This window comes from Streptomyces sp. NBC_01197, from assembly GCF_036010505.1.
Taxonomy (GTDB): Bacteria; Actinomycetota; Actinomycetes; order Streptomycetales; family Streptomycetaceae; genus Streptomyces.
This window is the reverse complement of record NZ_CP108569.1, coordinates 6,302,730-6,321,568: the sequence shown is the minus strand read 5'-3', so window position 1 is coordinate 6,321,568 and position 18,839 is coordinate 6,302,730. Positions and strand designations below refer to the sequence as shown.

Below are 18,839 nucleotides of genomic sequence, written 5' to 3'. Positions count from 1 at the left end.
GAGCGTAACCGGACGTGAGTTCCGATAACGAACCGGAGTGCCCACGTTGGCCGAATCGGCACTCTTGCGCGGACGGGGCACCCGCGTGATACCGGCCTGCGTGATCCGGTACTGCCGGGCCCGCGACCGGATCCGTACCCCCTACACCGGCGGCCAGGGGATCGCCGGCCAGTCACCGCTCGGTACGGGGTGCCGGCCGGCCTCCCGCAGCGCCCCCACGCGCCCCCGCAGCGCCTCCAGCTCCGTGCCGGTGATGAGCCCCGCCAGCCGGTCGGTGAGCCCCGTACCGGGCGCCAGCTCCACTGTGAGCTTGTCCAGTACCGCGGCCGTCTCGGGCGTCAGCGGTTCACCCGCCCACCCCCACAACAGCGTCCGGAGCTTGTCGTCGGCGTTGAAGGTGACCCCGTGGTCGATGCCGTAGAGCCGCCCCTCGTCGGTCGGCAGCAGATGACCGCCCTTGCGGTCGCCGTTGTTGATCACCGCGTCGAGGACCGAGAGCCGCCGCAGCCGCTCGTCGTCCGCGTGCACCAGCAGCGCCGTCCTGCCCTCGCCCACTTCGGCGAAGCCGATGGCCTTCCAGCCGTCGCCGGGCTCGTCCTCCTCGACGAGACCCAGCAGCGACGGCTCGGCGGCGGACTCGATCCACAGCTGGCACATGCCCTCGCCGTACGGCCCGTCACGCAGCACCGTCGGCGGGACGAACCCCCACCCCGTCGCCTCGGAAACCTCGTACGCCGCCACCTCGCGCTGGGCGAGCGTCCCGTCGGGGAAGTCCCACAGCGGCCGTTCACCGGCGACCGGCTTGTACACGCAGGCCGCTTCCCGGCCCTCGAACGCGACCGAGCAGTACAGCACCGCGTTGGATGCCTCGCGCACCCGTCCGCGTACCGTCAGCTCCCCCTCCAGGAGGAGCCGGGTGCCCGTCAGGCCCCCCTGCGGTATCCGTTCTGGCGCGGGCATACGTGTCCCTCCGGGTCGAGCGGCAGGCTGCACAGGGGGCACGGCGGCCGTCCCGCGTTCACGACGTCGAGCGCGCGCTTGGCGAAGGCCCTGGCCTGCGCGCCGGTCAGCCGTACGCGGAGCATCGGCGGGCCGTTCTCGTCGTCCTGGAGGAGCCGTTCCTCGGCTTCCGCGAGATCTTCGTCGGTGTCCGCGTCCAGCTCGACGAGGGCCTGAGCCTCGATGATCATGCGCTGTTCGTCGCCGTCCCAGGCCAGCGCCATCGTGCCGACCCGGAACTCCTCCTCGACCGGGGCGTCCAGCGGGGCGGTGTCACCGGCGTCGGACGGGGCGACCGCGGGCACCGGCGAGTTGCCCCCGGTCCTGCGCACCACTTCGTCGAGCAGTTCGTCGATGCGCTCGGCGAGCGCGGCCACCTGGGTCTTCTCCAGCGCCACACTGGTGGTGCGGGGCCCGGACGACGCCTGCAGGAAGAACGTACGGCGCCCAGGCAGCCCGACCGTACCGGCAACGAAGCGGTCCGGCGGGTCGTAGAAGTACACCTGACGGGACACGTCCTGATCTCCATGGGTTCGGCTGCGGGGTGGTCCGGTTTACGGCCCGCCCACCCTACTGCGCGGATCGATCACGGCGCGCCCGCGCCACCACCGACTGCCGCGTCCGATCCCGGAGCGCTCTCGCGGGGCGCCAGCGAGCCGAACTCGCCGGTGTCACCGAGCCGCAGGACGAAGGGCCGTACCGGGGTGTAGCGGATGGCCGTAAGGGAACACGGGTCGACGTGGATCCGCTGGAAGAGGTCGAGATGCATACCGAGGGCGTCGGCGATCACCGACTTGATGATGTCGCCGTGCGAACACATCGCGTACACCGCGTTGTCGCCGTGCCCCTCGTCGATCCGGGCGTTCCAGTCCCGTACCGCGTCGACGGCGCGGGCCTGCATCGCGCGCATCGACTCGCCCCCGGGGAACGCGGCGGCCGACGGGTGCTGCTGCACGGTCTTCATCAGCGGTTCGTCGGCGAGTTCGGCGAGCTTGCGCCCCGACCAGTCGCCGTAGTCGCACTCGCTGATCCGGTCCTCGGTGTGGAGCGTCAACTCGGGCCTGGCGGCCAGCAGCGGCGCGACGGTCTCGCGGCAGCGCTGCAGCGGGCTGGTGACGACGGCCGTGAGGGGCAGCCCGGCCAGCCGGTCCGGCAGCGAGGCCGCCTGGGCAGCGCCCCGCTCGTCGAGGGAGACGCCCGGCGTCCGGCCCGCGAGCACTCCGGAGGTGTTGGCGGTGGAGCGTCCGTGCCGTACAAGAATCAGCGTGGCCATGACGGCCAGCCTAGAGCCTTTGGTTCGGATCGGTCCGGGCCCGCCGGGTCCGGCCTGATCCGGGCGGAAGTCCCCGGGGCTCACCGGCGGGCCGGTGGCACCCGGCGCGGCGCGGCTGCGGCACCCCGCGCGTGCGCGGGCGGCCCGGCCAGGGAAGAATGCGCGCCGTGATTGTCGATTGCGCCATCTACCGGGACGGACGCCGCGTGGAGGGGCCGCCGGACTTCTCCGACGCCCTCGCCGAAGCACGCGCGGACGGGAACGCCTTTCTCTGGGTCGGGCTGCACGAGCCGACGCAGGAAGAATTCGACCTGGTCAGCAGCGAGTTCAAGCTGCACCAGCTGGCGGTGGAGGACGCCCTGCGGGCCCACCAGCGGCCCAAGCTGGAGGTCTACGACGCGACGCTCTTCATGGTGCTGAAGCCGGTGATGTACGACGCGGACAGCGACACGGTGACCACCGACGAGCTGATGGTCTTCCTCGGCGACTCCTTCGTGGTGACGGTGCGGCACGGTACGGGCGCCCCGCTCGCCGCCGTGCGCAAGCGGCTGGAGCAGGAGCACGATGTGCTCAAGCACGGCCCCACGGCCATCATGTACGCGGTGAGCGACACCGTCGTCGACCACTACATCGACGTGGCGGCCGAGCTCCAGAACGACCTGGAGGAGCTGGAGGCCGAGGTCTTCGCGCCCAACGGCGGCGATTCGAAGAACGTCGCGTCGCGGATCTACACCTTCAAGCGGCAGGTGCTCGAATTCCGCCGTGCCAGCGGGCCGCTGGCGGCTCCCATGGCCCGGCTCGCGGGGGCGGGGGTGCCGTTCGTGCACGACCACTCACAGCCGTTCTTCCGGGATGTGGGCGACCATCTGACCCGCGCCAACGAGCAGGTGGACGGACTGGACCGGCTGCTGTCCGACATCCTCTCCGCGCATCTGGCGCAGATGGGTGTCCGGCAGAACGACGACATGCGCAAGATCTCGGCATGGGCGGCGATGGCGGCGGTGCCGACCATGGTCGCCGGTATCTACGGCATGAACTTCCAGCACATGCCCGAACTGAAGTGGACCTGGGCCTATCCGGCGGTGATCGCGCTGATGGCCGCGGTCGTCTTCGCCCTGCACCGGCAGTTCAAACGGCGCGGCTGGCTCTGAGGCGGGACGGGCCGGCTCCGGTGGCCGCCGCGGCGGGGCGGGGACAGGTTCAGGCGAACTCCGCCGCGTGGGGCGCGGCCGGTCCGCCGAGCGCGTCGCGCCGCTCGGGCATGGCCAGCCTCACCGACCGGCGCCAGCCGCCCGCCCGCTCGTACCCGTACAGCCCCTGGACGCCCGCGGCCAGCACCGCCGACTTGGCTCTCGGCCAGCCGAGGATGGCGCCCATCCGCTCCATCACCGCCAGGCCCACCTCCCGGTAGACGCGGATCTCCTCCAGCGCGCTCTCCCGCAGGACGGAGTGGATGGTACGGGCGTGGCCCTGTGCGGCCAGGCGCAGCAGTTCCTCGTGGCAGTAGGCGAGATGGTTGTCCTCGTCCCGGCAGATCATGCGCACCGCCCGGCCGATGTCCGGCTGGTCGCCGAGGTACCGCACCAGGGTGTTCATCTGCTCCGAAGCGCGCTGCTCCGTGACCCTGCTGTGCGCGAGGTAGACGACGATCTCCCGCTCGGTCAGCCGCTCGCTGCCGCGCAGTCTGCGGTGGCTCAGGCCGATGCCCCGGCGTTCGAGCAGCATCGTGTAGTCGGCCGCCTCGGGCACCTCCACCAGGTCGAGCCCGCGCTTCTTGAGCAGGGCGCGGAAGATCCGGCCGTGCTTGTCCTCGTCGGCACCGTGCCGGGCGATCTTCGGGGCGAGGGCGCTCATGCTCTCCGGGGCGAGCGCGGAGATCCGGCCGTTCTCCCAGCCGCCCTGGGACTCCCCGCCGGCCGCGATGGAGCAGAAGAGGCGGAAGGCGTCGTCGCTGTCGACGATCTCCTGGAAAATGCTCCGCGCCGAAAGCATCACTGTCACCTCCATGCCGACATCTGACGGTATGAGTCAAATGCGATATCGGTTGACCGGCAATGCGTACCCCTGCGCGGTTCGGCCGAAAGGCGGAACGCCCGCCCACGGCCCGGAGGCGTAACCGAGGGGCCTCCGAGGCGTTGTTCAGCATGACGGCCGTGGCGGGGAAGACCCCCGAGCCCCCACCACGGCCGCAGACCTCTCCCCGGCATCCCGGGGCGCTGTGTGTGACCCGGCTACGCGAGCCCGGCCCGCTCCAGCGCCTCCGTACCGGCCCGCAGTCCGGCCACCCGCTCGTCGAGCGTGAACCCGGCGGGGGCCAGCGTCAGCGTGGTGACCCCCGCCGCGGCGTAGGCCTGCATCCGGTCGGCGATCCGATCCACGGACCCGAGCAGCGTCGTCCGGTCGATCAGCTCGTGCGGTACGGCGGCGGCGGCACCGTCCCTGTCGCCGCCCAGGTACTTCTCCTGGATCTCGGCGGCCTCCTTCTCGTACCCCATGCGCTGCGCGAGCCTGTTGTAGAAGTTCTGCTTGCGGCTGCCCATGCCGCCGACGTACAGGGCGGTGTAGGGCCGGAACGTGTCGGCCAGCGCGTGCACGTCGTCGCCCACCGCGAGCGGCAGGGTCGGGCAGACGTCGAAGCCCTCCATCGTGAGCCCGGCCTTCTCCCGGCCGGCGCGCAGCGGAGAGATCGCAGTGGACTCCAGGTGCTCGGCCGAGGGGAAGATCAGCAGCGCGCCGTCGGCGATCTCACCGGTCTGCTCCAGGTTCTTGGGGCCGATCGCCGCGATGTAGAGCGGGATGTGCTCGCGCTGCGGGTGCACAGTGAGCTTGATGGGCTTGCCGGGGCCGCCGGGCAGCGGCAGCGTCCAGTGCTCGCCCTCGTACGAGAGGCGCTCGCGCGACATCGCCTTGCGGACGATCTCCACGTACTCACGGGTGCGCGAGAGCGGTTTGTCGAACTTGACGCCGTACCAGCCCTCGGAGACCTGCGGCCCCGAGACGCCGAGGCCGAGCCGGAAACGGCCGCCGGAGAGCGAATCGAGGGTGGCCGCGGTCATCGCCGTCATCGCGGGGGCCCTGGCGGGAATCTGGAAGATCGCGGAGCCCACGTCGATCCGCTCGGTCCTGGCGGCGACCCAGGAGAGCACGGTCGGCCCGTCCGAGCCGTACGCCTCGGCCGCCCAGCAGACGTCATAGCCGAGCCGGTCGGCCTCCTGAGCCACGGCGAGGTTGTCGCCGTCCATCCCGGCGCCCCAGTAGCCGAGGTTGATTCCGAGCCGCATGACCGCTCCCTTACCAATGAGTAACGTCCCTGTTCCGGGGGACTCTAGCGCGCGTCGGCGGCATCCGTCAGGGGGTGGTTGTCCACAGGCCTCCACCGGGCGGCCCCGTGCCCAGTACTGTCAGCGCCCATGGAGCAGAGGCATCTCGGCCGCACGGGCCTGCGCGTATCCCGGATCGGACTCGGCACCCTCACCTGGGGGCGGAGTACCGACGAGCATGAGGCCGCCGACCTGTTGAAGGCGTTCTGGGAGGCCGGCGGCACCCTCGTCGACACGGCCGATGTGTACGGCGACGGGGACGCCGAGTATCTGCTCGGGCAGCTCTGCGAACGGCTGATACCCCGCCGCGATCTCGTCATCGCCACCAAGGCGGGCAGCGTGCCCGACCCCTACCGCCGGTTCGACGGCTCGCGCGGGCATCTGCTGGCGGCTCTCGACGCGTCGCTGGAGCGACTGGGGACCGACTACGTGGATCTGTGGCAGGTGCACGCCTTCGACCCTGAGACCCCGCTGGACGAGACGCTCCAGGCGCTGGACATCGCGGTCGCCAGCGGGCGGGCGCGGTATGCGGGGCTGTCCAACTTCTCCGGCTGGCAGCTGGCCAAGGCCGCCACCTGGCAGCTCGCGGCGCCGGGGGTAAGGACCCGCGTCGCCAGTACGCAGATGGAGTACTCGCTGCTCCAGCGCGGGGTGGAGCGGGAGGTGCTGCCGGCGGCGGTGGACCTGGGTGTGGGACTGCTGCCGTCGTCGCCGCTGGGGCGCGGGGTGCTCACCGGCAAGTACCGGCATGCGACTCCGATGGACTCGCGCGGCGCATCGGAGCAGCTGGCGCCCTTCGTCGCGCCCTATCTGGACGACGCCGCGAGCAGGATCGTCGACGCGGTCGCCACGGCGGCCGACGGGCTCGCGACCACACCGCTGGAGGTCGCGCTGGCCTGGGTCCGCGACCGGCCCGGGGTGGTCGCCCCGATCATCGGCGCGCGCAACGCGCAGCAGCTCGCGGCGGCATTGTCAGTGGAGACGCTTAGTCTTCCTGAGGAGATCTGCCGGGCGCTCGACGATGTGTCGGAGCCCGTTCACCGTTACCCCGACCAGGACTGGACCGAGCTGTGAGTACGGATCCCCTCGACACCGAGGCCAGCACCGAGGCCGCGGCCGCTCCCGGCGCCGGAGCGGCGCCGGAGGCCGAAGCCCCACCGGAGACGGAATCGGACACGGCGCCCGACACCGCGACTGCGACCGGGACCGAGGCCGGGACTGACGCTGAGGCGGGGGCAGCGGCCGGGGAAGCGGGAGAGGCGGCGGAGGGCGCCGGGGCGGCCGGGGCACCCGCCCTGTCGGAGGCCGAGGCCGAACTGGCGGCCCAGCGCGAACTGCGGGCCCGAATCGAGCAGCGCAAGGCCGAGAAGGACGGGCCGATCCAGGCCGGCACGAAGCTGAGTGGCCGGGCCGCCGATCTGCTCGCCGCGGTCCGGGCGGTGGAGGGCGGCGAGAAACCGTCCGCGCACTTCCCTCCCCCGGCACCCGAGCCGCGCCGCCCCGCGCCCGCCCCGCAGGCGGAGCCCCGCCCCGTAGTCCGTCCGGCCGCCGCTCCCGCCGGCGCGGCGCCGGAGAGCGTGTCGTCCGTGCGGGCCGTGCTGGCCGCGGGCGGCGCCCCCGAGTCACTGGCCGTACGGACCGCCGAGACGCTCGGCGAGCAGGCGGCCGACTCCCTGCGCGATGACCCCTGGCAGTTGCTCTCGGTTCCCGGGGTCCGGCCGGAGCAGGCGGACGGCTTCGCCCGTGCGCTGCTCGGCGCGGAGTGCGGACCCGCCGACGAGCGGCGGGCTGCCGCGCTGGTGAGCTGGCTCCTTGAGCGGGCCGCGCTCCAGGGGCACACCGCGCTGGAGTCGGACACGGTCCGCGCGGCGCTCGCGGAGCGGTCCGTGCCGGACCCCGACGGGGCGCTGCAGAGCGCTGTCGCGGACGGCGCCGTGCTGGTCTTCCAGGACGCGCTGGACACGCCCCCCGGGGGGCCCGCCGCACAGGAAGCCCCACAGGACGACGACGGCTCGGGGAGCGAGGACGGAGCGGCGCCGGGGCCCGTGCGGGTCCTGCTGGGTCTCGACCGGTACGCGCTCGCGGAGGAGAGTCTGGCGGACGGGCTGGCCCGGCTGGTGAACGCGGGCTCCATCCCTCCCGGCGGCGGACAGGCCGACTGGGAGCAGGCAGCGGCGGACGCCCCGTCCCCGTCGGCCGCCGAACTGATCCGGACCGTGGCGCGGAACGGCCTGGTCGCCCACACCGGCGGCGAGGCCGCCCGCGACGAACCGGCCGCGGTGGTCACGGCGGCGCGCGCGCTGGGCCTGCGGGCGTACGCGGCCGCGCACACCCCCGACGGGAAGCGGCGGCTGGCCGCCGCCCTGGACGATCCGGCGGCGGCCGTCACCGTCTCCGGGCTGCTGACCGGTTCGGAGGGGCCGGGACGGGACGGCGAGGGCGCTCTGGCGCTCGATCTGCTGGCCGTCGTGGACGCCCCTCAGCTGGATGTCGAGAGCGCCGCCATGCTGGTCGAGTCGCTGGCCGACGGGGTGCGCCTGGTCCTCAGCGGGGACCCCGGGGTGCTCGGTTCCGCCGGCGCCGGGCAGGTCTTCACCGATGTCCTCGCAGCGCGCGCCTGCCCGCAACTGGCCTCCCGCACCCCCGATCCCGGCCCCATCGGCGAGCTGGTCTCGGGGATCGGGATCGGCGAGCTGAACCAGGTGGCGGCGCCCGGCAAGGAAGTCGTGATCGTCCCCGTCCGGGACCCCGGTGAGGCGGTGCACCGCACCGTGCAGCTCGTCGCCGACTCGGTACCCCGGGCCATCGGCGTGCCGGTGTCCGACACCCAGGTCATCACCCCGGGGCATGGCGGCCCCGCCGGTACCCGCGCGCTCAACGCGGCGCTGAAGGAGCGTCTCAACCCGGGCCCCGGCCGCTTCGGCGGTTTCGATCCGGGTGACCGGGCCGCCTACATCCCGGCGCCCGGCAGGACCCTGCCCGGCACGGTCGTGTCGGCCGACGGCGACGGCCTGCGTCTGGATTGCGCAGGCACGCCCGTCACCGTACCGAAGGACCGGGTGGAGGCATCGGTGCGGCACGGCTGGGCGCTCACCGCACACCAGGCTGCCGGACTGCGGTGGCCCGCGGTGGTCGTGGTGCTGCCCGGCGACGCGGCGGGCGGGCTGAGCAGGCCGTGGGTCTACACCGCGTTCGGCCGCGGCGAACGGCATCTCTCGGTGGTGCACGGAGTCGACCAGGCGCTGCCGCACGCGGTGGCCGAAGTCCCCGCACAGCCACGCACCACCCGGCTGCGAACCCTGCTGCGGCCGGCAGCGGACTAGTGCCTTGCCCCTGCCGCGGCACTAGCACCCGCGGTTGGCGGCCGGCGGCCGGGACAGGAGCCCCGGCCGCCGACGTACCGCAGACCCGGAGGTCTCAGACCCGGATCAGACCCGCTCGTCCTCCGGGTCCCCGTACGCGGGGGATTCGTCAGCGTCGTCGTCGGCGCCGTCTTCGTCATCCTCATCGCCATCGAGCAGTTCCTCGTCGTCGAAGACGGAACTGACGTCGAACCGGCACACGATCTGCTGCGGGTCCGCCTGGTCGAACGGGGTGCTCAGCCACTCCCCCGGCTCGGACAGGTCCTCCGCCGCCGTGACCCAGAGCGTGGAGTCGCCCTCCTCAAGGCCGAACTCCTTGTGCCGCGAGGCGATCTCGTCGGGTTCGTACTCACCGAACAGCACCCCCAGAGCCGCGTGCACACTGTTGCCCACGACGGCCCCCACGCCCGGCCCGCCGTCCGCCTCCGGGTCGAGATCCACGATGCGCTGCGCCTGCCCGAGCAGCCGCTGCGGCTGGGCCACCGCGTAGTCGCGCCGAATGAGCACCGTGAGCGCGTGCGGGTCGTCGGGGCCCGCGTACGGCGGCAGCGCTTCGTCCGCAGCGGGAATCTCGAAGGGGGTGACCTCGTCGTACCGGTCGTAGAGCCTCTCGTCGTACACCTCGGCGGCCGCGGCGAGCGCGTTGAACGCGTCGTAAACGGCCGGGTCGTCCTCTCCCGTACGGGCTTCGACCGCGGCGAGGTGACGGTCCAGCGCGGCTTTGACCGCCTCGGCGGCGGCGCGTACCTCGGCAGCCGTGGGCTGCGCAGCATCAGACATAGGGCAGACGCTATCCGTACCGGGCCTCTGCCCGCACAATAGATGCGATGCCGGAATACGAATTTGTCGACGTGTACGTACCGCGCGGGGTCTCCCGCAAGGATGCGACACGCCTGCTCACCGACCATGCCGAGTACGGACACTGGGAGTTGGACCGACTGAGTCTGCACCGGGACGGCAGCCGCAGAGTGCGGCTGCGCCGGCGCATCATTCGCCAAGTGCGCGCCACATGGTGAAGAGGGAGCGGGCCCCGCGACTGCGGGACCCGCCCCCTTCCATGCGTACACATAGGGCTCAGCGGCCCGTTACGCGGCTGCCCGGGACCGCCTGTACAGGATGATCCCCCCGAGCATCATTCCGGCACTCGCCGGAATGATCAGCCCGAGCGGGGCAGAACCGGTGTGCGCGAGCTGCTCGGTGCCCTTGGGCGCCGGGACTGTCTGCGTGACCGGGGCGTGCGGCGCCGCGGGCTTCGGAGTGCGCGGCGTGTGAGCGCGCGGCGTTCCCGGGTGCTCCGGGTGCCCCGGCTGACCGGGGTGGACCGGGTGGTGCGGGACGTGGACCGGCGGCGGGACGCTCTCGTCGTTGGCGCAGTTGTTGCCGAAGACCGGATTGAGCAGGCCGACGACATCGACGCTGTTGCCGCAGGCGTTCACGGGTACGTCGAGCGGGAGCTTCACGTTGTTGCCGGAGAGAACGCCGGGCGAGCCACTCGTGGAACCCTCTGCCGTCGCTCCGCCGCCGCTGTGGCTGCCGGTGCCGCTGTTGTGGCTGCCGCCGTTGTTGCCGGGGGCGCGGTGGTCGCCGCTGCCCTGGCCCTCGTGACCGCTGCCGGTGTGGGACGTTCCGGATCCGGACGGCCCGTTGCCGCACCTGTTGCCGAATGCGGGGTTGAGCAGCCCGACCACATCAACGGTGTTGCCACAGACGTTCACCGGTACGTGCACCGGTGCCTGGACCGAATTGCCGGAGAGCACTCCGGGCGAATTCGCCGCGGTTCCGTCAGCCGACGAGTCCGCGTACGCGTAGCCACCGCTCAGGGCGAGCACTCCGCCCGCGGCCGCAACGGTGATCAGGCCTTTCTTCGTGACCTGGCGCATAGGTTCGTTTCCTGCCTTCTACCTTCCGGAAATGCCCGCGGACGTCGTTGCCCTTGGGCCGAATGCCTCTCCGGCCCCGGAGCGCATGGCGCGCGCTCCGGGGCCGGCGGGGCTCCGACCCTCGCGGGTCGGAGGCACAACGTCAGACGTTGGCGCAGGTGTTGCCGAAGGCGGGGTTGAGCAGCCCGATCACGGAGACCGTGTTGCCGCACACGTTCACCGGGATGTGAACGGGCACCTGAACAACGTTGCCCGAGATCACGCCGGGAGAGTGCACAGCGGCACCCTGGGCGCCCGAGTCGGCGACGGCCATGCCCGCACCCGCGAGCACGAGACCACCGGTGACTGCCGCAGCGGCGACGACCTTCTTGATCATTAGTTCCTCCTAGTCGGCAAATGCGGTCCAGACCGCGGACCGCACCACCTGTAACGAGGAGAACCCTGCGGGGCTACGAACCAATGGCCCCATTCACTCTTTCCGGTCGCATACGCACGTACAGCCGATTAATTGGAATGTCGTTTCAGCACTTGTCCGGTCAGCACTTACGCGGTCAGCACTTGTCCAGGAAGCGGTCGAGTACCCGTACGCCGAACTTCAGGCCGTCGACCGGAACCCGCTCGTCGACCCCGTGGAACATCCCGGCGAAGTCCAGCTCGGGCGGCAGCTTCAGCGGCGCGAAGCCGAAGCAGCGGATCCCCAGGTCGTCGAACGACTTGGCGTCCGTACCGCCCGAGAGCATGTACGGCACCGCCCGCGCGATCGGGTCCTCGGCCTTCAGCGCCACCTGCATGGCGTCGACCAGGTCCCCGTCGAAGCCCGTCTCAAGCGCCTTGTCGCCGTGCACGTCCTCGCGCCTGACCCGGGGGCCGAGGAGCTGGTCGAGGTCGGTCAGGAACTCCTCCTCGTAGCCGGGCAGGAAGCGGCCGTCGACATGGGCCGTCGCCTGTCCGGGGATGACGTTCACCTTGTACCCGGCGCCGAGCATGGTGGGCGCGGCCGAGTTGCGCAGTGTCGCGCCGACCATCTTCGCGATGCCGCCGAGCTTGGCGAGGGTCGCCTCCATGTCCTCGGGGTCCAGCGGCGTGCCGAGCGCGTCGGACAGCTCGTCGAGGAAGGACCGCACGGTCTTGGTGACCCTCACCGGCCACTGGTGGCGCCCGAGGCGTCCCACCGCCTCGCAGAGCTCGGTGATGGCGTTGTCGGTGTTGGTCATGGAGCCGTGGCCGGCGGTGCCGTCCACGGTGAGGCGCATCCAGTGCATGCCCTTCTGCGCCGTCTCCACGAGATACAGCCGCAGATTCTCGTTGACGCTGAACGAGAAGCCGCCGACCTCGCCGATCGCCTCCGTGACGCCCTCGAAGAGGTCCGGGTGGTTGTCCACGAGGTGGCGCGCGCCGTAGGTGCCGCCCGCCTCCTCGTCGGCCAGGAAGGCGAGGACGATGTCGCGCGGGGGCTTACGGCCGGTGCGCAGCCTGTCCCGTACGACCGCAAGGGTCATCGCGTCCATGTCCTTCATGTCGACCGCGCCGCGGCCCCAGACGCAGTCGTCCACGATCTCCCCGGCGAAGGGGTGGTGCGTCCAGTCGTCCGCGTTCGCCGGGACGACGTCGGTGTGACCGTGGATGAGGAGCGCGGGCCTGGACCGGTCCTCCCCCTCGATCCGGGCCACCGTGGACGCGCGCCCCGGGTGGGACTCGAAGATCTGCGGTTCGAGACCGACCTCGGCGAGCTTCTCCGCCACGTACTCGGCGGCCGCCCGCTCACCCGGCCCCGAGTGGTCGCCGTAGTTGCTGGTGTCGATCCGGATCAGATCACGACAGAGGTCCACGACCTCGTCCTCACCGGAGACGACCCGTTCCGTGCCTGTCCTGCTGGGCTCGCTCACGCTGTTTCCTCCCGCTGTCGCTGCTGGTGGTCCCCTGCCCCATACTCGCCCTCGCCACCCCCGGGACCCAAGCGCGGGGACCGGTCGTCATACGCGGTTCACAGACTCCGGCGCGTGATCGAGCACCTCCCAATGTTTGCTATGGTTTTCCACGTCGGAACGGCCCAGCGCCGCGAGACAGACACCTTGTCCGGGTGGCGGAATGGCAGACGCGCTAGCTTGAGGTGCTAGTGCCCTTTATCGGGCGTGGGGGTTCAAGTCCCCCCTCGGACACCAGCTGAGACCCCTGTTCTTCAGGGGTCTTCTGCGTTTCCGGGCAGTGGCGTGACCACCGAGCGGCTGGGGCGAGGTGCGGCAGATGCGCCGGTCGGGCAGATGGCGCTCGAAGACCAGGCGGCCCTGGTGGATGTACAGGACATAGCCACCCGCGCTGGTGCCGCTGGCCACAATGACTCCGTGGGCCCTGCGGCGCGGGCGCGCTGACACGGCTACGTACTCTTCGAGCCACACATCGGATGTTGCAGCGCTCGGCGAGCCTCTCCCAGGGGGAAACCCGCCCAGAACGTTGACACACCCCCGTAGACATCGTACGTTTCCGTCGCTTCCTGAGGTGCCGTCATGGCACACCACGTCGAAGGGACCGGTAGATGACCCATGCCCCGGAACAACCCGCTCCGTCGCGTCGAAGCGTCCTGGGGGCAGCGGGCGGAACCCTCGCCGCGGGCATCGCGCTCGGTGGGTTCCGTCCCTTCACCGCTGCCGCCGCCGTGCCGCGCCAGGGAGCTCACGGAGCCCGTCCCGTACCGGAATCGGCCGCGACCGAGCTGTGTTACCCGGCGCCCGCGAGCGAGAGCCTGATCATCCAGCAGGGGCTCCCGATCGGCAACGGCCGCATGGGGGCCCTGCTGACCGGCGACCCCGCGCACGACGTGCTCTATCTCACCGATGCCACCCTGTGGACCGGCGGCCTCAACGACAGCCTCCAGAGCGACGGCCAGTTCCCTTACGGAGCGGACGACTTCGGCAGCTTCACACTGCTCGCGAAGGCGTCGGTCGACCTCCCTGGCCATGAGCTGTCCGCCGTGACGGGCTACCGCCGCACCCTCGACCTCAGCAATGGGCTCAGCACGGTCACCTACCGGCTGGGCGGGGTGACCTACCGCCGCGAGGTGTACGCCAGCCACCCCGACGAGGTCGTCGTCGTACACCTCACCCAGAGCGGCGGCGGCACCTGCACCGGCTCCGTCTCGCTCGCCGGATGGCACGGTGAGACCGCCTCGGCGGACGGCGCCACCCGTACCACCTCGTTCACGGGCGCGTTCCCCAACGGGCTGACGTACGCGGCGGCGGCCGGTGTCACCAGCAGAACCGGCACTGTGGCCGTCAAGGGCGCCGAGGTCACCTTCGCCGGGTGCTCCGAGGTACTGGTGGTCATAGCCGGCGGTACGAACTACGCGCAGGACCCCGCGACCGGCTACCGGAACCCCGGCGCGGACCCGCACGCCATCGCGGCCGACCGACTGCGTGCCGCGGCCAAGGCGGGCGGCTCCGCACTGCTCAGCACCCATCTCGCCGACTACCAGCCGCTGTACGACCGGATGACGGTCGAGCTCGGGACGTCGACCGACGCGCAGCGCTCACTCGACACCTGGTCCCGGCTCACCGCGCTCGGCGCGGCCGGCGCGCCCCCGGACCCCGAACTGGAAGCCGCGTACCTCCAGTTCGGCCGTTATCTGATGATCAGCGGTTCGCGCGACAGTGTGCCGCTCAACCTCCAGGGCCTGTGGATCGACCGCACGGACCCGGACTGGATGGGCGACTACCACACGGACATCAACGTCCAGATGAACTACTGGCTGGCCGACCGGGCCGGTCTCTCCGACTGCTTCGGCGCCTTCCTGGACTACTGCCTCGCCCAGGTGCCGTCCTGGACCCGTACCACCGCCAAGCGGTTCAACGACCCGCGCAACGGTTTCCGCAACTCCAGCGGGAAAGTAGCGGGCTGGACGACCGCCATCTCCACGAACGTCCACGGCGGGATGGGCTGGTGGTGGCACCCGGCCGGGAACGCCTGGCTGTGCAACTCGCTCTGGCAGCACTACGAGTACACCCAGGACCGCACCGAGCTGAAGAAGATCTACCCGCTGCTGAAGGGCGCCTGCGAGTTCTGGGAGGCGCGGCTCGTCACCACGACCGTCACCGACCCGGCCACCGGCACGTCCCGGCAGGTCCTGATCGACGACAGCGACTGGTCGCCCGAGCAGGGGCCGACCGACGCCAAGGGCATCACCTACGCGCAGGAACTCGTGTGGGACCTCTTCGCCTCGTACCGCACTGCGGCCGCCCTGCTCGCCAGGGACACCGGATACGCGAGGACCATCGCCGGACTCCAGTCCCGTCTCTACCTGCCGCAGGTCAGTCCGGAGACCGGCTGGCTGGAGGAGTGGATGACGCCGGAGAACCTGGGCGAGACCACACACCGGCATCTGTCACCGCTGATCGGTCTCTTCCCGGGCGACCGGATCACCCCGGAGGGCAGCCCGGCCGAGCTGGTCACCGGCGCGCGCAATCTGCTCACTGCGCGCGGGATGTCGAGCTTCGGCTGGGGCTGCGCCTGGCGCGCGGCGAGCTGGGCACGGCTCAAGAACGCCGACAAGGCGTACCAGCTGGTCCGTACGGTCATGGCGCCGTCCACCGGTGCTGGCAACGGCACCTCGCAGAACCTCTTCGACATGTACGACCTGGGGTCGCGGGCCACCCTGCAGATCGACGCGAACTTCGGTACCCCGACCGCGATGATCGAGATGCTGGTCTACTCCCGGCCGGGCGTGATCGAGCTGCTTCCGGCGCTGCCCGGCGCCTGGGCGGCGGCGGGCCGGATCACGGGCGTCGGCGCGCGCGGCGGTGTCACCGTCGATCTGGAGTGGCGCGCCGGGAAGGTCACCGGCGCGGTGCTGCGCTCGGCGGTGAGCACGACGACCGAGGTGCGGGCCGGGGACTGGCACCGGACGGTGCGGCTGAGGCCGGGCCGGGCGGTCACGCTCCGGCCGTAGCGGTCAGGAACACATGGCCCAGGAGGGCGGTGCGGGGATCCGCGGCGCCCTCCCGGCGGACAACGCTATGCCCACTCCGGTACTTCGCCCATGAGCTGGCACACCATGAGGTAGAGCGGGATCGGCGGGGTGTAGGGCACGGAGTCCTGCGGCCAGTGGAGCAACCGGGGGCGGGCCGTCGGCACATAGGCGCCGGGGGCGTAGCGCACCCGGTCCGGCCAGGCGAGCTCGTGGTCGGATCCGGCGGGGACGATCCACCACCACCAGTCGTCGTCCACGAAGACGCAGCCGGGCTTGGGCAGTCTGGCCAGCAGCCGGAAGCCGTGGTGTTCGGGCACACCCACCGCATCGCAGCCGAGCGGCGTGGAGAGAGCAGGGACGCGCGCGAGCGCATTCCTCAGCACGGCCGCCCCGCGTGGCGCTCCAGCTCCGCCCAGACCAGCCGTCCGGGCCCGTGCGTCGCTTCGCGGACGCCCCAGGCACTGCTGACGGCGTCGACGAGCAGCAGTCCGCGGCCGTGCTCCCCCTGCGGGGAACGGCAGAGCTGCGGGCCTACGGCCGCGTGCCCCTGGTCCTGTATCGCTATGCGCAACTGGCCCCTGTCGTCCCGCAGTTCACAGGCGATGTGGTCGCCTGCCGTATGGACGACCGCGTTGGTGAACAGTTCCGAGACGATCAGCAGCGCGGTGTCGCAGACGTCTTCCGAGAAGTCCCAGCAAGTGAGCCGGTTCCGGGTCAGGCGGCGTGCGCGGGCCACGGAATCGGTGCGTGCCGGTAATTCGAACGCGTACCGCCGTACGTCGCCGCCGGGACACTGATCGATGAGCTGGGGGATGAGCGCGGTGCCTGGAGCCACAGCCGAAATCCTCACGGTGGGGGTACCGCGACTGCCACACCATCCCCCATGGGTATGCGCCAGTCGCGTGAACTGGTTCACGCGTCTACTGTCCTCCGTAACCGACACCTTGGCAAGAGGCACTTTGCAAAGTTCAGAGTGGCGTTTCACGGATGGGGCGGGCATGGCAGACTGCTCGACAACTGCCCAAGTGGAGGTCTCAGTTGAGTGAGCCGCGGTCCGCCCCGACCGTTGGCCAGGTCGTGCTCGGCAAGCGTCTGCAAGAACTGCGCGAGCGAGCCGGCCTGAGTCGCGAACAGGCTGCCAAGGTGCTCAGGGTCGCCCAGGCCACCATCCGCCGGATGGAGACCGCCGAGGTGGCGCTGAAGATCCCCTATGTGCAGTTACTGCTGAAGGCGTACGGGATCAACGAGGCCGAGACCGACGCCTTCGTCGAACTCACCGAGGAGGCCAACCAGCCCGGCTGGTGGCAGCGGTTCCACGGGATCCTGCCCGACTGGTTCAGCATGTACGTCAGCCTGGAGGGTGCTGCCTCGCTCATCAGGCAGTACGAGCCGCACTTCGTGCCCGGCGTGCTGCAGACCGAGGAGTACGCGCGCGCGATCATGATGAGCGGCGCCGTCGGCGAGACCAGTCCCGAGGACATCGAGCGGCACGTCGCGCTGCGGATGGAGCGGCAGTCACTGCTGACGCGGCCCGACGCGCCGACGCTGTGGGTCGTGATGGACGAGACGGTACTGCGGCGGCACGCGGGCGGCCGCGACGTCATGCGCGGCCAGATCGACCGGCTCCTGAGAGCCGCCGACCTGCCGCATGTCACGCTGCAGATCGCGGAGTTCTCCAGCGGTCACCACCCGGGGACCTACGGGCCCTTCGTCCTCTTCCGTTTCGCGATGCCCGAACTGCCCGACATGGTCTACAGCGAGTACCTGACTGGCGCCGTCTATCTGGACGCACGCCCCGAGGTTGCCGCCCACCTCGAAGTCATGGACCGCATGGCGGCTCAGGCCGCAACTGCACAACGCACGAAGGAGATCCTCAAGGATTTCCGCAAGGAGCTGTAAATGGATCGCATATACAACGGCATGCCTGCCGCGGACCTCGGCGCCGAGGGCTGGCACAAGCCGTGGAGCGGCGGCAACGGCGGCAACTGCATCGAGGCCATGAAGCTGGCCGACGGCAGGGTCGCCGTACGCCAGTCCGCAGACCCTGACGGCCCCGCACTCATTTACTCCACCGGCGAGATCGCCGCTTTCATCCAGGGGGCGAAGTCCGGCCAGGCGGACTTCCTCCTCACCTGACCAGCACCGTTCCCGTAGCCCGCTGTCCGTGCGTCGTTGTCACCGCGTCGTCGTCATCGCCGTCCTTGCCGGCCTGCCAACTGGAGCGTCCCATGACCGGATCAGATCCCGCGCACATCCAGATCGACACCAGTAAGCCGCATCCCGCCCGGATGTACGACTGGTTCCTGGGCGGAAAGGACAACTATCCAGTCGACCAGCAGATGGCCGAGCAGCTGCTCGCCCTCGACTCGCGGGGCCGGGAGATGGCGCGGGTCAACCGGGCGTTCATGCACCGCGCGACCCGCTGTCTGGCGGGGAGCGGCATCCGCCAGTTCCTGGACGTCGGCACGGGTATACCGACCGAACCCAATCTGCACCAGATCGCCCAGGGGGCGGCGCCGGACTCCCGGGTCGTCTACTGCGACAACGACCCGATCGTGCTGGCGCACGCCGCGGCGCTGCTGCGCTCGACTCCCGAGGGCGCGACCGATTACATCCAGGCGGACGCGCGGGAGCCCTCCACCATCCTGGAGGCGGCGGGGAAGCTCCTGGACTTCGGCCGGCCGGTCGCGCTCTCGCTGGTGGCCCTGCTGCACTTCGTCGCCGACGAGGACGCGTACGAGCTGGTGAACCGGCTGATGGAGCCGCTGGCGCCGGGCAGTTGCCTCGTCCTCTCCCATGTCACCGGGGATTTCGACCCGGAGGGGTCGGCGAAGGCCATCGAGATGTACCGGGCCCGCGGTCTGACCCTGCGGCCGCGTTCACGCACCGAGACCGCCCGGTTCTTCGAGGGCTTCGAACTCCTCGCCCCAGAGGTCTCGCTGGCCGCCGAGTGGCGGCCCGAGCTCGGTGAGCGGGTGCCGGTCACCGGTGACGAGCCGATCCCCGGCTGGGTGGGCGTCGCCCGCAAGCACTGAGGCCGTGGGG

Annotated in this window: 19 protein-coding genes and 1 tRNA gene; 9 read left to right on the top strand and 11 right to left on the bottom strand. The window is 71.0% G+C overall.

Annotated elements, in window-relative coordinates:
* Positions 1–141: 141 nt before the first annotated feature.
* The 3 genes from OG452_RS29060 to OG452_RS29050 all read right to left on the bottom strand — a co-directional run bounded on the left by OG452_RS29060 (position 142) and on the right by OG452_RS29050 (position 2,272).
* Positions 142–960, bottom strand: coding sequence for an SCO1664 family protein (locus OG452_RS29060; protein ID WP_327298520.1), 819 nt, complete (start codon positions 958–960; stop codon positions 142–144).
* Complete coding sequence (locus tag OG452_RS29055; protein WP_266858628.1) at positions 924–1,514, bottom strand: DUF3090 domain-containing protein; 591 nt, start codon at positions 1,512–1,514, stop codon at positions 924–926. The genes OG452_RS29060 and OG452_RS29055 overlap by 37 nt, the downstream gene beginning before the upstream one ends.
* 71 nt (positions 1,515–1,585) lie before the next feature.
* Positions 1,586–2,272, bottom strand: a complete 687-nt coding sequence (locus OG452_RS29050) for a histidine phosphatase family protein (protein WP_327298519.1) — start codon at positions 2,270–2,272, stop codon at positions 1,586–1,588.
* Between the two features lie 158 nt (positions 2,273–2,430).
* Between OG452_RS29050 and corA the strand changes: the two genes are divergently transcribed.
* Entirely contained in the window at positions 2,431–3,423 is a 993-nt protein-coding gene (corA, locus tag OG452_RS29045; RefSeq protein ID WP_327298518.1) for a magnesium/cobalt transporter CorA, read from the top strand.
* Positions 3,424–3,472: 49 nt separating this feature from the next.
* On the opposite strand, the gene OG452_RS29040 is transcribed toward corA, so the two are convergent.
* Positions 3,473–4,264, bottom strand: a complete 792-nt coding sequence (locus OG452_RS29040) for a ferritin-like domain-containing protein (RefSeq protein ID WP_327299822.1) — start codon at positions 4,262–4,264, stop codon at positions 3,473–3,475.
* A gap of 239 nt (positions 4,265–4,503) precedes the next feature.
* Positions 4,504–5,553 carry an LLM class F420-dependent oxidoreductase gene (locus tag OG452_RS29035; RefSeq protein WP_327298517.1) on the bottom strand — a complete coding sequence of 350 codons (1,050 nt, stop codon included), beginning with the start codon at positions 5,551–5,553 and terminating at the stop codon, positions 4,504–4,506.
* A gap of 129 nt (positions 5,554–5,682) precedes the next feature.
* On the opposite strand from OG452_RS29035, the gene OG452_RS29030 reads away from it, so the two are divergent.
* Together OG452_RS29030 and OG452_RS29025 are read left to right on the top strand one after the other, a co-directional pair.
* Positions 5,683–6,666, top strand: a complete 984-nt coding sequence (locus OG452_RS29030) for an aldo/keto reductase (RefSeq protein ID WP_327298516.1) — start codon at positions 5,683–5,685, stop codon at positions 6,664–6,666.
* A complete protein-coding gene (locus OG452_RS29025) occupies positions 6,663–8,915 on the top strand; it encodes an ATP-dependent RecD-like DNA helicase (protein WP_327298515.1) in 2,253 nt (750 codons plus the stop codon). The genes OG452_RS29030 and OG452_RS29025 overlap by 4 nt, the downstream gene beginning before the upstream one ends.
* A 105-nt stretch (positions 8,916–9,020) precedes the next feature.
* Here the strand turns inward: OG452_RS29025 and OG452_RS29020 are convergent, their stop codons facing one another.
* Positions 9,021–9,734 carry a hypothetical protein gene (locus tag OG452_RS29020; RefSeq protein WP_327298514.1) on the bottom strand — a complete coding sequence of 238 codons (714 nt, stop codon included), beginning with the start codon at positions 9,732–9,734 and terminating at the stop codon, positions 9,021–9,023.
* A gap of 47 nt (positions 9,735–9,781) precedes the next feature.
* Here OG452_RS29020 and OG452_RS29015 point away from each other — a divergent pair, with 47 nt between their 5' ends.
* On the top strand, positions 9,782–9,970 hold the full coding sequence (locus OG452_RS29015) for a DUF5703 family protein (protein ID WP_030907692.1): 189 nt from the start codon (positions 9,782–9,784) through the stop codon (positions 9,968–9,970).
* Between the two features lie 69 nt (positions 9,971–10,039).
* Here OG452_RS29015 and OG452_RS29010 read toward each other — a convergent pair whose 3' ends face one another.
* From OG452_RS29010 to OG452_RS29000, 3 genes are all read right to left on the bottom strand, one after another.
* Positions 10,040–10,834 (bottom strand): chaplin, encoded by a 795-nt coding sequence (locus tag OG452_RS29010; protein ID WP_327298513.1) that lies wholly within the window; start codon positions 10,832–10,834, stop codon positions 10,040–10,042.
* A 142-nt stretch (positions 10,835–10,976) separates the two neighbouring features.
* Positions 10,977–11,210 carry a chaplin ChpH gene (gene chpH, locus OG452_RS29005; protein WP_266858612.1) on the bottom strand — a complete coding sequence of 78 codons (234 nt, stop codon included), beginning with the start codon at positions 11,208–11,210 and terminating at the stop codon, positions 10,977–10,979.
* A gap of 175 nt (positions 11,211–11,385) precedes the next feature.
* Entirely contained in the window at positions 11,386–12,720 is a 1,335-nt protein-coding gene (locus OG452_RS29000; protein ID WP_327298512.1) for a M20/M25/M40 family metallo-hydrolase, read from the bottom strand.
* A gap of 188 nt (positions 12,721–12,908) precedes the next feature.
* On the opposite strand from OG452_RS29000, the gene OG452_RS28995 reads away from it, so the two are divergent.
* A tRNA-Leu gene (locus OG452_RS28995) sits at positions 12,909–12,996 on the top strand.
* A 371-nt stretch (positions 12,997–13,367) separates the two neighbouring features.
* On the top strand, positions 13,368–15,773 hold the full coding sequence (locus OG452_RS28990; protein WP_327298511.1) for a glycosyl hydrolase family 95 catalytic domain-containing protein: 2,406 nt from the start codon (positions 13,368–13,370) through the stop codon (positions 15,771–15,773).
* 65 nt (positions 15,774–15,838) lie between these two features.
* Here the strand turns inward: OG452_RS28990 and OG452_RS28985 are convergent, their stop codons facing one another.
* Together OG452_RS28985 and OG452_RS28980 are read right to left on the bottom strand one after the other, a co-directional pair.
* The gene (locus OG452_RS28985) at positions 15,839–16,210 is read right to left on the bottom strand and encodes a hypothetical protein (RefSeq protein WP_405565280.1); all 372 of its coding nucleotides are present in this window, start codon (positions 16,208–16,210) and stop codon (positions 15,839–15,841) included.
* Entirely contained in the window at positions 16,171–16,629 is a 459-nt protein-coding gene (locus OG452_RS28980) for an ATP-binding protein (protein ID WP_327298509.1), read from the bottom strand. The genes OG452_RS28985 and OG452_RS28980 overlap by 40 nt, the downstream gene beginning before the upstream one ends.
* 203 nt (positions 16,630–16,832) lie before the next feature.
* On the opposite strand from OG452_RS28980, the gene OG452_RS28975 reads away from it, so the two are divergent.
* The 3 genes from OG452_RS28975 to OG452_RS28965 all read left to right on the top strand — a co-directional run bounded on the left by OG452_RS28975 (position 16,833) and on the right by OG452_RS28965 (position 18,829).
* Positions 16,833–17,693, top strand: a complete 861-nt coding sequence (locus OG452_RS28975; RefSeq protein ID WP_327298508.1) for a helix-turn-helix domain-containing protein — start codon at positions 16,833–16,835, stop codon at positions 17,691–17,693.
* Positions 17,694–17,930, top strand: coding sequence for a DUF397 domain-containing protein (locus OG452_RS28970; protein WP_266858602.1), 237 nt, complete (start codon positions 17,694–17,696; stop codon positions 17,928–17,930). It begins immediately after the preceding gene.
* Positions 17,931–18,022: 92 nt separating this feature from the next.
* A complete protein-coding gene (locus OG452_RS28965; protein WP_327298507.1) occupies positions 18,023–18,829 on the top strand; it encodes an SAM-dependent methyltransferase in 807 nt (268 codons plus the stop codon).
* Positions 18,830–18,839 lie beyond the last annotated feature (10 nt).